Raw genomic sequence first — 15017 nt, forward strand, 5'->3', positions numbered from 1 at the left:
TGCGATAAGCTGCTGGCCATTGGACGACATTTTAAGGCCCCGATGCCGACGATGCCCGCATTGATTCGCATCCCCAGTGTTCTGCTGCTGTCTCTGGCCTGTGCGCAGGCCCTGGCGGCGGTGCCCGCCAAGGCGCCTGCACGGCCTGCGGTGACTGAGGAACTGGCGCTGGAGCCGGTGCTGGCCGGCGAGTTCGCCCTGCAGGCGGGCAAGCTGGCCGAGGCCGCGCGCTGGTACCTGCAGGCGGCCCAGCAGACCGACGGCGACGCCGGTCTGGCCGAGCGGGCGACCCGTATCGCCATGCTGGCCAACGAAGATGGCGCCGCGGCCAAGGGCCTGGCCCTGTGGCAGCAGCGTGCGCCGCGCTCATTGGCGATGCGCAGCGCAGCCGGTGCGCTGGCGATGCGCCAGGGCGATGTGAAGGCTGCGCGCAGCGAGCTTCAGGCCTTGTTGCAGGACCCGGGGGATGAGGGCTGGAAGTTCGCCCTGGGCGCCTTGATCGGCGGTGGCCGCGATCCGGCCGTGCCGGCCCAGGTGCTGGGCGAGCTGGTCGATGCCAACGCCATTCCCCAGAAGATCGAGGCCTGGCAGGAGTTTGGACGCCTTGCACTGCGCATGGAGAAGCCCGAGCTGGCACGGCGCATGATCGATGAGGTGGTCAAGCGCTTCCCCGAGGAGCCACGCGTGGCGTTGCTGCGCGCCAGCCAGCTGCAGCAGGCCGGCCAGACCGACCAGGCGCTGTCGCTGCTGCATGGGGTGGAGCCGAAGACCCGTCAGGACCCGGAGCTGCGCAACGCGGTGGCCATCGCCTATGACAGCCTCGGCCAGCCGGCAGCGGCCGAGCGCGTGCTGGCGGTCGGTCCCCAGGATGTGCAGACGTGGGGCATGCGCGCTTCGCTGCTGGCCAAGCAGGGCGACAAGGCCGCGCTGTCCAATCTGTACAACGAACTGTCGCGGCAGGCGGCCAAGCCGGACCCGGCGCAGCGCCTGTTGCTGGGCAAGATCGCCGAGTACCTCAAGCGCTACCCGGAGGCGGTCAACTGGTATCACAGCGTTCCTGGCGGCGATGAGCTGAATGAAGCGCGCCTGCGCGCGGCCAATGCGCAGGGTCTGGCGGGCCGGCAGTCGCTGGCGCTGGATGAAGTGCATGCCATCCAGTCCGATGCCAGCGTGGATGACGATGTGCGGCGCGATGCGTATCTGCTGGAAGCCGAGCTGCGCCAGCGCGCCGACGACCTTCCCGGCGAGATCGACGCACTGGCCCGTGGCCTGGCCGCGTATCCGGACGAAAACGGCCTGTTGTATGCCCGTGCGCTGGCCTGGGAGCGCCGCGATGACATCGCCCGTGCCGAGGCCGACCTGCGCAAGATCCTGGTGACCGAGCCGGAGAACGTGCCGGCATTGAATGCACTGGGCTACACCCTGGCCGACCGGACCGGTCGCTACCAGGAAGCGCTCGAACTGATCGACCGCGCACGCGTGGCCGAACCGGACAACGCCGCCATCGTCGACAGCTATGGCTGGGTGCTGTATCGGCTGGGGCGCAACGCCGACGCGCTGGTACAGCTGCGCCGCGCCTGGACGCTGGCCAAGGACCCGGAAATCGCCGCCCACGTAGGCGAGGTGCTGTGGGTGCTGGGCAAGCACGATGAAGCCCGTCACTTCTTCGAGGAAGCGGCCAGACTCGACCCTGAAAACCGCGCGCTGCTGCGCGCCCGCGAGAAATTCAACCCATGAGTGTTTCCACGATCCGGCCACTGCTGCTGGTGGCCGTGACCCTGGCCCTGAGTGCCTGTACCACCGTTGGCCGGCAGAAAACGCCGGCGCCGGCCGTAGTCACCACCGTTTCCGCCGAAGCGGCCGCCGCCGAGGCCGCGCGCGTGGACGCGCTGCGATCGGCGTCGGAGTGGAATTTCCAGGGCCGGGTGGCGGTCAGCAAGGGCAAGGATGGTGGCAGCGGCCGCATCGACTGGAAACAGGAAGGCCAACGCTATGTCGTCGAACTGAGCGCGCCGGTCACCCGCCAGAGCTGGAAGTTGAGCGGCGACAGCCATCATGAAGCCGGCCGTCTGGAAGGACTGGCCGGTGGTCCGCGAGACGGTGAAGACGCGCAGGCCCTGTTGCTGGAAGCCACCGGCTGGGATATTCCGGTCAACCAGCTGCCGGACTGGGTACGCGGCCTGGTCGCCGGCGACAGCGTTGGGCCGGAAAAGATCGAGCGTGATGCCGATGGCCGTCCGCGGCGCATGCAGCAGATGGGTTGGGTGATCCAGTATCTGGACTGGTACCCGGCCGAAGCCGGGCGTCCGGCCCTGCCGCGCAGGGTCGAGGCGGTCAATGGTGACGCCAAGGTGCGCCTGCTGGTCGACCAGTGGGGGCAGGGCGCGCCATGAACGCGCGGGTGGATGACGCGGGCTGGTCCTGGTGGCCGGCCCCGGCCAAGCTGAACCTGTTCCTGCATATCACCGGCCGCCGTGCCGACGGCTACCACGAGCTGCAGACCGTGTTCCGCCTGCTCGACTGGGGCGACCGGATCGGCCTGCGCCTGCGTGAAGACGGCCAGGTGCGGCGGCAGGGCGATGGCCTGGCCGGTGTCGCGGAGGCGGATGATCTGGCGGTTCGGGCAGCGCGGTTGCTCAAAGAGGTGGCGAATGTCGAGAAAGGTGTCGATATCGTCGTCGAAAAGAATGTTCCTGCGGGCGGCGGTTTCGGCGGCGGTTCGTCCGATGCGGCCACCGTGCTGGTGGTGCTGAACCGGCTCTGGGGGGCGGGGCTGGACGAAAATACGCTGGCGGCGCTGGGCTTGTGCCTCGGCGCCGATGTGCCGGTGTTCGTGCGTGGCCACAACGCCTGGGCCGAGGGGGTGGGCGAGCGGCTGCGGCCGATCACCCTGCCGCAGGCCTGGTATGTGGTGGTCGAACCGGGCGTTCATGTGCCGACCCCGCTGCTGTTCGCAGATCCGGATTTGACGCGCGACAGTCCACAGGCGAAAATAGAGGACTTCGCTTCCGGCTTGCTGGTCGGGAACGTGTTCGAACCGGTGCTGCGCCGCCGTGAGCCTGCCGTCGAGGCGGTGCTTGCTGCGTTGAGCGACATCGGCACGGCACGACTGACCGGTTCGGGAAGTGGTTGTTTCGTCGAGTTCGATTCGCAGGCTGCCGCCGAGCAGGGACGAGCGAAGTTGTCGAAGGAGTTGCGGGCAAGGGTGGCTGCGGGCGTTGCACGTTCGCCACTGCTGGATGCACTCGAGCAACACTGATTCATCAATGCAGGGGCGTCGCCAAGAGGCCCAAGGCACCAGGTTTTGATCCTGGCATTCGGAGGTTCGAATCCTCCCGCCCCTGCCAATGCGGCTGCGTCCGCGCCTTCCAGCGCATCACCTGCGCGGGACGTGGGAACAGCCGCGGTGTTGTCAGCAGCAGGGGCCGACGTGGTCCTTGCCGCTACCGGATCCCCGCCACTCGTCCCCGCCCGAGACAATCATGATGCAAGAGTCCCCGAACCTGCTGGTCTTTTCCGGCAACGCCAACAAACGTCTGGCGCAGAACATCTGCAAGGAACTGGGAGTCCGCCCGGGCAAGGCGCTGGTCTCGCACTTCTCCGATGGTGAAGTGCAGGTGGAAATCGAAGAGAACGTCCGCAAGCAGGACGTGTTCGTGATCCAGCCGACCTCGGCGCCGAGCGCGGAAAACCTGATGGAACTGCTGGTGCTGATCGACGCGCTCAAGCGCGCATCGGTGGCCAGCGTGACCGCCGTGGTGCCGTACTTCGGCTACTCGCGCCAGGATCGCCGCATGCGTTCCTCGCGCGTGCCGATCACCGCCAAGCTGGCGGCGAAGATGTTCAGCACCGCCGGCGCTGATCGCGTGCTGACCGTCGACCTGCACGCCGACCAGATCCAGGGTTTCTTCGATATTCCGGTCGACAACGTGTATGCCTCGCCGCTGCTGCTGGCCGACATCTGGCGCGCCTACGGCACCGAGAACCTGATCGTGGTGTCGCCGGACGTGGGCGGCGTGGTCCGCGCCCGTGCAGTGGCCAAGCGCCTGGATGACGCCGATCTGGCGATCATCGACAAGCGCCGTCCGCGCGCCAACGTCTCCACCGTGATGAACATCATCGGTGACGTCGAAGGCAAGACCTGCGTGATGGTCGATGACATCGTCGACACCGCCGGCACCCTGTGCGCCGCTGCTGCTGCCCTGAAGGCGCGCGGTGCGCTGAAGGTCGCCGCCTACTGCACCCACGCGGTGTTGTCGGGCCCGGCGGTGGACAACATCACCAATTCCCAGCTCGATGAGCTGGTGGTGACCGACACCATCCCGCTGAAGGACGCCGCGCGGGTGTGCAGCAAGATCCGCCAGCTGAGCGTGGCGGAAATGCTGGCCGAAACGATGCGCCGCATCGCCTTCGGCGAGTCGGTCAGCTCGCTGTACGTGGATTGATTTTTCGTCCCCGCCGGCAACGGCAGGGACACACCGGGCGCTTCTGGTCGCGGAAGTGCCTTCAACCGCCAAGCCGCAAGGCAAGGCAACAACCGAGTAGTCGAAAATGTCGAAGACCCATGAAATCAAGGTCACCAAGCGTGAACTGCAGCGTAAGGGTGCGAGCCGCCGCCTGCGTACCGCTGGTGTGATCCCGGCGATCGTGTACGGCGGCAACGCCGAACCGGTCGCCATCAGCCTGGACCACAACGAAATCTGGCTGGCCCAGCAGAACGAGTGGTTCTATGCCTCGATCCTGGACCTGAACCTGGACGGCCAGGTGCAGAAGGTGCTGCTGCGTGACATGCAGCGCCATCCGTACAAGCAGCTGATCATGCACCTGGACTTCCTGCGCGTGAACGAGAATGAGAAGCTGACCGCTTCGGTTCCGCTGCACTTCATCAACGAAGACACCTCGCCGGCTGGCAAGGCTGCCGACGTCGTGGTCGCCCACGAACTGAAGGAAGTGGCCATCAGCTGCCTGCCGAAGGACCTGCCGGAGTCGATCGAAGTCGACCTGGGCGAGCTGAAGGCTGGCGACGTTGTGTACCTGTCGGACATCAAGCTGCCGAAGGGCGTGGAAATCCCGGCGCTGGCGCTGGGCAAGGACCACGACGACGCCATCGTCACTGCCAAGCACGGCAAGCAGGATGCTGCCGACGCTGAAGAAGCAGCGGCCGAGTAATACCCCGCGGCGCCTGTCCTTCAGGGCAGGCGCCGTATCTGGATGGAACGATGGCAGGATTGCGACTGATCGTCGGTCTGGGCAACCCCGGATCGGAGCACGCCCGGACCCGGCACAATGCCGGGTTTCATTTCGTTGAGGCCCTGGCTGAAAAAGCCGGTGCACGATGGAACGTGGACAGCAAGTTGTTTGGCGAGACCGCCAAGGTCGACATTGCCGGACAGACCGTGTGGCTGCTCAAGCCGGCCACCTTCATGAACCTCAGCGGCAAGTCGGTCACCGCCGCACAGCGGTTCTGGAAGATCGAGCCGGAGGACACCCTGCTGGCCCACGACGAACTGGACCTGGCGCCCGGCGTGGCGCGCTTGAAGTTCGACGGTGGACACGGTGGCCAGAACGGCCTGCGTGACACCATCCGCCTGCTCGGCCATGGCAGGTTTCACCGCCTGCGCGTGGGCATCGGCCATCCCGGCCACAAGGACCGCGTGGTGGGCTGGGTGCTGGGACGCCCCTCCAAGGACGATGAAGTACTGATCTCCCGCGCCATCGACGATGCGATCGACGTGCTGCCGTTGGCGGTGCAGGGCGATTTCAGCGAAGCGATGAAGCGGCTGCACACCCCGAAATAACCGGTAGTGCCGGCCGCTGGCCGGCAGCGGGTGCCAACCGGCCCCGGTAGGTGCCAACCGGCCCTTAGTAGGTGCCAACCTTGGTTGGCACAGATGTTGATCGACGACACCGAGATGGATTGGCCAAGCGGCGCGTGCGCTGTTTCACCAATCACTTTCACCCCAGAGAGCTGTCACCCATGGGTATCAAATGCGGCATCGTCGGCCTGCCCAACGTCGGCAAGTCGACCCTGTTCAACGCGCTGACCAAGGCGGGCATCGCCGCGGCGAACTTCCCGTTCTGCACCATCGAGCCCAACGTCGGCATCGTGCCGGTGCCGGATCCGCGCCTGAACGAGCTGGCGGCGATCATCAACCCGCAGAAGGTCATCCCGACCGCGGTGGAGTTCGTCGACATCGCCGGCCTGGTGGCCGGTGCGGCCAGTGGCGAAGGCCTGGGCAACAAGTTCCTGGCCCACATCCGCGAAGTGGATGCGATCACCCATGTGGTGCGCTGCTTCGAGAACGCTGACGTCATCCACGTCAACAACAAGGTCGACCCGATCTCGGACATCGACACCATCGATACCGAACTGGCCCTGGCCGACCTGGACAGCGTCGAGAAGGCACTGAACCGCGCCGAGCGTGCGGCCAAGGGCGGTGACAAGGACGCAGCGGCACGCAAGCCGGTGCTGGCCAAGCTGCAGGCCGCGCTGGCCGATGGCAAGGCCGGCCGTTCGGCGGGCCTGGACGAGGAAGAGAAGGCGCTGGTGCGCGATCTGTTCCTGCTGACCCTGAAGCCGGTGATGTACATCGCCAACGTGCTGGAAGACGGTTTCGAGAACAACCCGCACCTGGACGCCGTGCGCGCCCGTGCCGCCGAAGAAGGCGCGCAGGTGGTGCCGGTGTCGGCGGCGATCGAAGAAGAGCTGTCGCAGCTGGATGACGAAGACCGCGATACCTTCCTGGCCGACCTTGGCCTGACCGAGCCTGGCCTGAACCGTGTGATCAACGCGGCCTACAGCCTGCTCGGCCTGCAGACCTACTTCACTGCCGGTGTAAAGGAAGTCCGCGCGTGGACCGTGCGCAAGGGCGCCACCGCGCCGCAGGCTGCCGCGGTCATCCATACCGACTTCGAGAAGGGCTTCATCCGCGCCGAAACCATCGCGTATGACGACTTCATCAAGTACAAGGGCGAAGCCGGTGCGAAGGAAGCCGGTCGCCTGCGCCTGGAAGGCAAGGAATACCGCGTGCAGGAAGGTGACATCCTGCATTTCCGCTTCAACGTCTGATCGACGACGCAGCGCAGTGATTGTCCACAGGACCCCGCAATGCGGGGTCTTGTTGTATCGGGCGCCTGTCAGAAGGGGGGCACGAGCAGTGCCGCTGCGCGCTTCTGCTGCGGAAGCGCCAGCGCAGTGCTGCCGGTGGCCTTGGACAGAAATTCACCACGCCTTGAAACGCTTGCCGTGCAGGGCTCGCAGCTACTTGTCCACACCAAACCCCCACGGCTTTCCACGTGATGTGTGGAAAACCATCGAAGCGCCTGGACAAAAAACAGCCACACCCTGAAACGCTTGCGGCATAACGTTCAAGCCGGGTTGTCCACATCAAGTCCGCAGCGCTTTCCACCTGCTGTGTGGAAAACATGCACCTGCGGGCGCGGTGGATTGATTGGATAAAAAATGACCAGAGCTGAAAACGCTTGTCGTGCGTGGCTCATGGCCACTTGTCCACATCCAACCCCCATCGATTTCCACGCGTGGTGTGGAAAACAACAAGGGGTCCGACGACGCATCGCCGGACCCCTCGCTGGGATCACCCGTCGCAGCGCTTACCAGTGGTAAGAGACGCCCAGCTGACCGCTGGTATCGCGGAAGCCCATGCCGCCGGTCTGGTGGCTGATCTCACCCCAGCCGCGCCAGCCGCCCGACAGATTCACCTGCACGCCGGCCTTGGCTTCGTAGATGTCACGCGGCAACTGCCGGCGCAGGCGTTCTCCGTCCACGGCGATGGTCGCGTCGTTGCCACCGGACCACCAGTTCACCGCGACGAACGGCTGTACCTGCCCCTGGCGCTGCGTCAGCGAACGCGTGTACAGGCGCAGTCCCACACGCGTGGTGGTGCTGTCCTTGTCGCGCCCTTCAACCACCGTGCCGTTGGCCTCGACCACGCGGTCGGCGTCGTAGCGGCTGTGGATCACCTGCAGCTGTGGCTCCAGGTAGACACCGCGCTGGGCCGTGCGCTGCACGGGCAGCACATAGCCTGCCTCGGCCGAACCGGTCCAGCTGTGCGAACGATAGTGCTCCTTCTGCAGCCCTTCGCCCTGCACGCTGTTGCGGAAACGCCCGTACTGCAGCCAGCCGTCCACATACGCACCGTGCTCCATCCGCGCGTCCTGCAACCAGGTCGCATACAGGCCCAGGCTGGTGCCGTTGACCACACCGTGCGCGGTGTAACCGGTCACCTGCGAGCGACTGTCATTGCGTGCCCGGCCATGGCCGGCCATCACACCTGCCTGCAGCTGGCCGCCGGCATTGGCTTCGAAGCGACGACCGACGCCCAGCAGCACGCTGTTGAGCTCGCTGTCCACATCCACCTGGTGGCCGCGGCTGCCGGGCGCGCTGCTGCGCACCTGTGCCCAAGCAATGGCGTCGCTGCCACCACCGGTCGCCTCGGCAGGATCACCGCTGCGGTCGTACAGGCTGTGCCGGAACATGCCCAGCGCACTGCTCTGGTTGGCCATGTATACCGCCGGCTCCGGGCGCTCCACGCGCGGCGGTGCCGGCGGCAGTGGCGGATCGACCGGCGGAACTACCGGCGGATCGATCGGCGGAGCAGGCGGATCGATCGGCGGAGTCGGCGGATCAATCGGCGGATCGGGCGGTTCCGGCGGGTCGACCGGCGGGACGTATTCCGAGCGCAGGTACCAGTTGCCGTCATCCGGCGTGGAGACGCCGCCCTTGTACAGGAAGTAATCGTAAGCGCCGGCCACCGCGCGTCCCTGCAGCGAGAACTGCGCATCGGACTGGCCGCCCACGCTGATCAGGCGGATGCCTTCGCTGGTCAGGGCACCGGCGCCCCCTGCGTTGCGCACGCTGACGGAGGCGGTGCCACTGCTGTTGCCCTGGATCACCAGCTGGTCACCCAGCGAGGCATCGTCGCCCAGCGCGCGGTTGAACAGCCAGTGTCCATCGTTGCCGACATAGTCGCCGGTGACGGTCAGGGTCTTGAAGTCGTCGGTGGTGGGGGCGGCGAAGGCGATGGTGCCGGCATGGTCCAGCGAACCGACGCTGGAACTGGAACGCACGTTCCATTGGCTGCTGCCGTCCATCGCCAGCTGCGCGACCTGGTAGCCCGAATCGTTGCGCAGCGCGCCGTTGAACACGGTGCCGTTGCGCAGCGTCATCTGCACGTTGGCGGTGGCGCTGTCGACCGCCACATCGCCGGTCAGGCGGCTGTTGTCGGCAGTGAACAGAATGTCTGCGGTGGCGACCGAGCTTCCATCGGTGAACACCGTATCGCTCACCCGCAGCAGGCGGCCACCGTCGAGGTTGCCCTGCCGGCGCGCGATGACATCGGTGTTGTTGAGCGTCAGCTCGTGGTTGCTGCCCTGCAGCCAGAGCGCGGGGCCGTCCTGAGTCTGCAGGCTGCTGTTGTTGAACACCAGGCGGTCCCAGTACGGCCCGAACACCGTGATGTAGGAGCGATAGGCACCCGAATTCGTGCCCTGCGCATGGATGCTCAGGTTGTCGGCGGTGAGCTTGGCCGTGTTCATCTGCACGATGCCGAACGAGGATGCACCCAGTGTGGTGATCGAGCCTCCGTCCAGCTGCGCATCGGCCGTGCTGCCGCCAAGGAAGACACCGCCGCCGCCGGTGCCATGGGTGGTGATGTCCAGGTTCTTGGCGCGGATGCGCGAGTAGGGCGTCGGCGGATTGCTGCCCGAGGCACGCAGGCCGTAGACCCCATCGCCGTGGGTATCGATGCTGCCGCCGGTGATCGTGGCGGTACCACCCCAGACGTCCACGCCATGGCCGTAGCCGTTGTCGCCATAGGTGCTGAGCCTGGTATCGGTGAGGTCGGCCAGCGAGTCCGCGCCGGACAGCCAGATGCCGGAATAGCCGTCGCGCACGGTGAAGTGGGCACCGTTGGTGGTCAGCTTGGCCCAGCTGTTGACGTTGACGCCGTAGCCGCCGACGGTCTCGAAACGGCCGCCGGTGATATCGGCAGTGGAGTACACGCGGTTGCCACTGTTGCCGAGCAGGCGGATGCTGCTGCCGCTGCTGCTGGCACTGCCGCCCACGATCTGCAGCGTGCCACCGTTGTCGATGTCGAAGTAGCCGTTGACCACGTCCACGTCGCGCAGCGACAGCACGCTGCCGCTGCCGCCGGAGGACAGACGGCCGCTGTAGCCGCTGCTGGCTTCGTCGAAGGTCATCTTCAGCGATTCCAGCGACAGCAGCGCGCCACCCTCGGCGTACACTGCGCTGTTGGCACCGTTGTTGATCTCCGTACCGGTCACGTGCAGTTCGCTGCCACGCCCAGTGGAGTACAGAGCATGTCCGGCGCTGCTCACACTGCCGCCATTCAACCAGAGCTTGCCACCACCGGTGGCATTGACCGTGCCGTAGCCCGAACCGTTCCGGTAAGCATTGATGACCAGGTTGTTGGCCCGGATCACGCTACCCGCACCGCTGGCGTTCAGCGCATAGCCGACGGTGGTGCTGCCGTTGCCGATCTGCAGGATGCCGCCCTCGATGACGACGCTGCCACCGGCGCTGGCAAGGATGCCGCTGCCGCCGCCGGTGCTCGAGATCCAGCTGCCATCGACCGTAATGGTGCTGCCCACACCGTTGGCCTCCAGCGCGTAGCCGCCTGCACTGTGCTGCAGGGTGTCGTCGGCGCCCAGCTGCAGGCTGCCACCATCGGTAACCTTCAACGGCCCCTGCAGTTCGGCCGCATGCACGGGCAGGGCGGCCCACAAGGCGCTGGCCAGCAGGCTGGGAATCAGGGGAAGGCGCGCCACGCGCGCGCAGGCGGGCGCACGGCGGCGCCGTGGGGGAGAGGCGTTCATGCTGTTGGATTCCTGTGGCAGGGCGCAGCGCGGCTGCGCGATCTGGCGCGGCAGGGCCGCGTCGCTGTGGAAACCGCGTGCGATGGCCGCTGCAGGCGCCATCCGGTTTCCCTCCCGCCGGTAACGCGATGACGATGGGACGCCGTCACCGTGGCGGGATGCATCCAGACTAGAAATCAGCCCTGTCCTATGGAATCAGGCGTTTCCTAAAGCACTTCGTGCCCGGCGCATGGGCCGGGCACGGTTCAGCGTTGTGGACGCCTCAGGCGAACAACGAGGCCTGCAGGCAGTACTCGATCAGCGCCTGGTCGCTGTCCACGCCCAGTTTGCGCATCGCGCTGATCTTCTGGGTGCTGACCGTCTTCGCGCTGCGCTGCAGTTGGCGGGCGATGTCTCCCACGCTCATGCCGCCGGTGAACAGGCGGATCACTTCCAGTTCCCGTGGAGAAAGACGCGCCAGCACCACCGCGGCATCGGCCGGTTCCGCCGCGGCAACCGGCATCAGTCCGGGCGGGCGATAGATGCGGTCGGCCAGCACCGTGCGCAGCGCCTGCACCAGGCTGCCCAGGCCGTGGCTCTTGAGCACCACGCCGCCCGCGCCAGCGGCATACATGGCCGCCACCAGCGAAGGGTTGGAGACCATCGTCAATACCAGTACATGCGTGTCCGGGAAGCTGCGGCGCAGGAACGAGATCAGCTTGATGCCATCGCCGAAGCTGTCACCACCGGGCATGCTGTAATCGGTGATCACCGCATGGGGCTGGGTGCTCGTCATCAACTCGATCAGAGTCGCCGGATCGGCGGCCTCGCCGACCACGTCCAGGTCCAGTTCGCCGGCCAGGACATCGCGGATGCCGGCAAGCACGATCGGGTGGTCGTCAGCGATGAGGATGCGGGTGGTCATGGCAGTGTCGGGTTGCGGGAAGGTGAGGGGGCGGCGACGTGCGTCAATGGTTCCAGCAGCCGCTGCAGGCGCCGCTGGAAATGGTCGAGCGCCCCGGCCAGCGAAGGCAGCGTGTCGCCGTCGCCGATCTGTTGTTCGATCTGCTGGCCGTGTGCCACCAGTGCCGGTGCGCCGACGATCACCAGTGCGCCGCGGATGCGGTGCAGCACCTGTGCCACGCGTTCGGGCGAGGCATCGCCGATCGCCCGCTGCAGGCTGTCCAGGTCGGCCTGCATGGTCTGCACGAACAACGCCTGCATCTTTTCCGGAACCTGCAGCGGAGCATCGGCATCGTCGTCGCTGGGTTCGCTGTGCGGCCCGGCCGTGACCTGGGTCAGCAGGCGCTGCAGTGCTGCCAGGGTGATCGGCTTGACCAGCACCCCCTGCATCCCTGCCTCGTGGCAGCGTTGCCGTTCGGCCGGGTCGGCGTTGGCGGTTGCGCCATGGATCGGTACGCCAACCCCACGCGCGCGCAATGCACGGGCCAGACCGTAACCGTCCAGTCCCGGCATGTTGAGGTCGGTCAACACCAGGGCAAAAGGACGCTGCGGCCAATAGCGCAGGGCCTCATTGCCGTCGCTGGCGACCACAGCGTGGCAGCCGAGCTGCTCCAGCTGGTCACGCAGGATCGCCTGGTTGATCGGGTTGTCTTCGGCGACCAGTACCTGCAGCCCACCGAACCTGCGTGTCGTGGGCAGACGCCCGTTGACCTCGGCGGGCAGCGCTCGCCCGGCCGCAGCCGCCAGCGCCATCACGATCGCATCCAGGCGATGCACGCCGACCTGCCAATGTCCCTGCACCTGTTGCGGCTGCATTCCGCCTTCGCGGCAGGCCACCACCTGCGGTCCACTCCACGCAGGCGCACCCTCGTCCAGCACAAGGTCGAGCATCACCATGCCAGGGTCGACAAGCGCCGGCGCATCGTCGCGGTGCACGCTGGCCTGTGCGCCACGCTGCTGCAGCCGATCGCATATCGATTGTGCAAACTCGCGAACGCTGCCGCGAACCTGCACCGGCAGCCCTGCCGGCAACTGCGGTGAAGCCGCCTGCAGCGGATCGGGTATTGCCTCAGGCAGCGGCAGTTCGACCGAGAAACTGCTGCCCAGGCCGCTTTCGCTGACCACCCGCAGGTGGCCGTCCATCATCGCGGTCAGGTGTGCACAGATCGCCAGGCCCAGTCCGGTGCCACGCATGGCATCGGTGCCCGGGTTGGCCTGGAAGAAGGGTTCGAACAGATGTGCCTGGTGCTCGCTGGCGATGCCGATGCCGGTATCGGCCACCTGCCAGCGCAGCCAGCAGCGATCGTCGACGTGCTGTGCACCCAGGCGCACCACGACCCGACCGCTGTCGGTGAACTTCAGCGCATTGCTGATCAGGTTGTTGAGGATCTGGCGGATGCGCGCGGCATCACCGTTGACCGCAGCCGGCACGTCCGGATCGATGCAGGCGTAGAACTGCAGGCCCTTGTGTGCGGCGGCTGCGGCGTAGGAGTCCAGTGCGTCCTCGGTCAACCGCACCGGATCGAACGCGCCGGGTTCCAGGCTCAGCTGGTCGGCCTCGGCCTTGCTGACATCCAGGATGTCGCTGATCAGCTGCATCAATGTCGATGACGAGCGCTGGATCGTGTCCAGGTAGTCCTGCTGGCGCGCATCCAGCGGGGTCAGGCCAAGCAATTCCAGCGTGCCGAGCACACCGTACAGCGGGGTGCGTATCTCATGGCTCATGGTGGCCAGGAACTGGCTTTTGGCGCGGTTGGCCTGGTCGGCCGCGCGCCGTGCCTGCTGCAGCACCTGCTCGGCCTCGTGCTGGCTGCTGAGGTCGATGAACAGGCACAGCACAGCCGGTTCGCCGCGATAGCGCGCGGGCGTGGCGGTGATCAGCAGGTGGCGGTTGTCCGGCGTGGTGTAGGCCAGGCCGTCGCCCGCGGCAGTGCCGCCGGCGGCGAGCACACTGCGTCGCCAGGGCCCGTGCCAGCCACCCTCGTCGTGGTCTTCCCCCAACCACTGACGCGCCAGCGCGTTGTCCAGCAGCACGCGGCCATCGGTGCGACGCAGCAGGCACAATCCGATCGGTGCGTTGTCGAGGATGGTGCGGCTGAAGGCTTCGCTTTCCAGCAACCGCGCATGGTTGCGGCGCAGTGGTTCGATCACCGAACGCCGGTAGGCACGCAGGATCAGCACGCCACCGGTGGCCAGCAGCAGTGCCACCACCATGCTGCCCAGCAGGGGCCCGCGCGGGTGCTGGAACACCTGTTGCCAGCCCACGTGATACACCGCCAGCCAGCCGTGTTCGCTGCGCATGCGGAACAGCAGGCCGTCCAGTCCCGCGCGCCAGGACGTAGCGGCGCGGCTGGCATCGCTGGCATCACCGAGCAGCAGGCGGCCGTTGCCATCGAACAGTGACATCCGTTCGAACACCGGCGTACCCATCACCTGGCGGTAGTCATCGACGCGGCCGGGATCCAGCAGGCAGGCCACGGCGGCCAGTGACTCGTCCTCGTTCTCGCCCCACAGGCGGGCATCCTGCGGCGCGTGCGCGATGGCAAGCAGCCGGGTCTGGCCTTCGCGCCAGGCCACCGGTGTCCAGACCACGCTGCCGCGGCGCAGCGCTGGACGTTCGCGCAGGACCTGGTGGATGGCGGCCAGTGCCGGATGCAGGTGATGCGGGCTGCTCTGGCCCGGATCACCACGCGTTGTCTGGATCGGCGCAAGCAGGCCACGGCGGCCCTGGCCATCGACCAGCAGGCATTGCGGAGGCGGAAACCGGGAGGCCGCCCAGAAGGCGCCGTAGAAGCGCAGGAAGCGGTCGCCCAGTTCGTCCGCTGCCTGTGCAGAAGCGCCACTGTCGGCACCGATCCGGGCGAAACTGGCGAACAAGGGGCTGGGCGGCGCACGCGAGGCAGATTCGTCCACTGGCTGCCCGCGACTGCCTACGTCATGCAGGCGCCATTGCCGTAGGAAGCGGTCCTGTTCCTGCAGCGTGCCGTCCAGGCGACGGAAGTGATAGCGGATCTTGCTCTGTTCTTCGTTGAACAGCTGGCTGCCGGTGGACAGCAGCAGGCCGGCCTGCAGGGTTGCCAGCACCACCACGCCAATCAGCAGGGCATGTACGCGCAGGGAGCGGCGGGCGAGTCGGCGTACGGGAGCGGCCTCGGCCGGCATGGGCAGGTCTCGGAGCAGTAGGCGGTCGATGGCGGCCCGAAGGGCCCGGGGCACGGCCG

At 66.8% G+C, this 15017-nt stretch carries 10 protein-coding genes and 1 tRNA gene; 8 read left to right on the plus strand and 3 right to left on the minus strand.

The features are described 5' to 3' along the window. Nucleotides 1-51 precede the first annotated feature (51 nt). From CR918_RS02085 to ychF, 8 genes are all read left to right on the plus strand, one after another. Nucleotides 52-1737, plus strand: coding sequence for a tetratricopeptide repeat protein (locus CR918_RS02085; RefSeq protein WP_170919620.1), 1686 nt, complete (start codon nucleotides 52-54; stop codon nucleotides 1735-1737). Next, nucleotides 1734-2393, plus strand: coding sequence for a lipoprotein insertase outer membrane protein LolB (lolB, locus tag CR918_RS02090; protein ID WP_099841955.1), 660 nt, complete (start codon nucleotides 1734-1736; stop codon nucleotides 2391-2393). The genes CR918_RS02085 and lolB overlap by 4 nt, the downstream gene beginning before the upstream one ends. After that, the gene (gene ispE / locus CR918_RS02095) at nucleotides 2390-3259 is read left to right on the plus strand and encodes a 4-(cytidine 5'-diphospho)-2-C-methyl-D-erythritol kinase (RefSeq protein WP_099841956.1); all 870 of its coding nucleotides are present in this window, start codon (nucleotides 2390-2392) and stop codon (nucleotides 3257-3259) included. Before lolB ends, ispE begins: the two co-directional genes overlap by 4 nt. Before the next feature lie 11 nt (nucleotides 3260-3270). Further along, a tRNA-Gln gene (locus tag CR918_RS02100) sits at nucleotides 3271-3347 on the plus strand. A gap of 138 nt (nucleotides 3348-3485) precedes the next feature. Next, nucleotides 3486-4445 carry a ribose-phosphate diphosphokinase gene (locus tag CR918_RS02105; protein WP_025879147.1) on the plus strand — a complete coding sequence of 320 codons (960 nt, stop codon included), beginning with the start codon at nucleotides 3486-3488 and terminating at the stop codon, nucleotides 4443-4445. 106 nt (nucleotides 4446-4551) lie between these two features. Then, nucleotides 4552-5169 (plus strand): 50S ribosomal protein L25/general stress protein Ctc, encoded by a 618-nt coding sequence (locus CR918_RS02110; protein ID WP_025879148.1) that lies wholly within the window; start codon nucleotides 4552-4554, stop codon nucleotides 5167-5169. 50 nt (nucleotides 5170-5219) lie between these two features. After that, nucleotides 5220-5798 (plus strand): aminoacyl-tRNA hydrolase, encoded by a 579-nt coding sequence (gene pth, locus CR918_RS02115; RefSeq protein ID WP_025879149.1) that lies wholly within the window; start codon nucleotides 5220-5222, stop codon nucleotides 5796-5798. A 179-nt stretch (nucleotides 5799-5977) separates the two neighbouring features. Then, nucleotides 5978-7069, plus strand: a complete 1092-nt coding sequence (gene ychF, locus CR918_RS02120) for a redox-regulated ATPase YchF (RefSeq protein ID WP_025879150.1) — start codon at nucleotides 5978-5980, stop codon at nucleotides 7067-7069. 542 nt (nucleotides 7070-7611) lie between these two features. On the opposite strand, the gene CR918_RS02125 is transcribed toward ychF, so the two are convergent. The 3 genes from CR918_RS02125 to CR918_RS02135 all read right to left on the minus strand — a co-directional run bounded on the left by CR918_RS02125 (nucleotide 7612) and on the right by CR918_RS02135 (nucleotide 14958). Next, nucleotides 7612-10854 carry an autotransporter outer membrane beta-barrel domain-containing protein gene (locus CR918_RS02125; RefSeq protein ID WP_099844210.1) on the minus strand — a complete coding sequence of 1081 codons (3243 nt, stop codon included), beginning with the start codon at nucleotides 10852-10854 and terminating at the stop codon, nucleotides 7612-7614. A gap of 262 nt (nucleotides 10855-11116) precedes the next feature. Next, on the minus strand, nucleotides 11117-11758 hold the full coding sequence (locus CR918_RS02130; protein ID WP_025879152.1) for a response regulator: 642 nt from the start codon (nucleotides 11756-11758) through the stop codon (nucleotides 11117-11119). Continuing rightward, nucleotides 11755-14958: a hybrid sensor histidine kinase/response regulator gene (locus CR918_RS02135; RefSeq protein ID WP_099841957.1), complete on the minus strand. Its 3204-nt coding sequence runs from the start codon at nucleotides 14956-14958 to the stop codon at nucleotides 11755-11757. Before CR918_RS02135 ends, CR918_RS02130 begins: the two co-directional genes overlap by 4 nt. Nucleotides 14959-15017: the final 59 nt, after the last annotated feature.

It is taken from the genome of Stenotrophomonas indicatrix, from assembly GCF_002750975.1.
Lineage (GTDB): Bacteria > Pseudomonadota > Gammaproteobacteria > Xanthomonadales > Xanthomonadaceae > Stenotrophomonas > Stenotrophomonas indicatrix.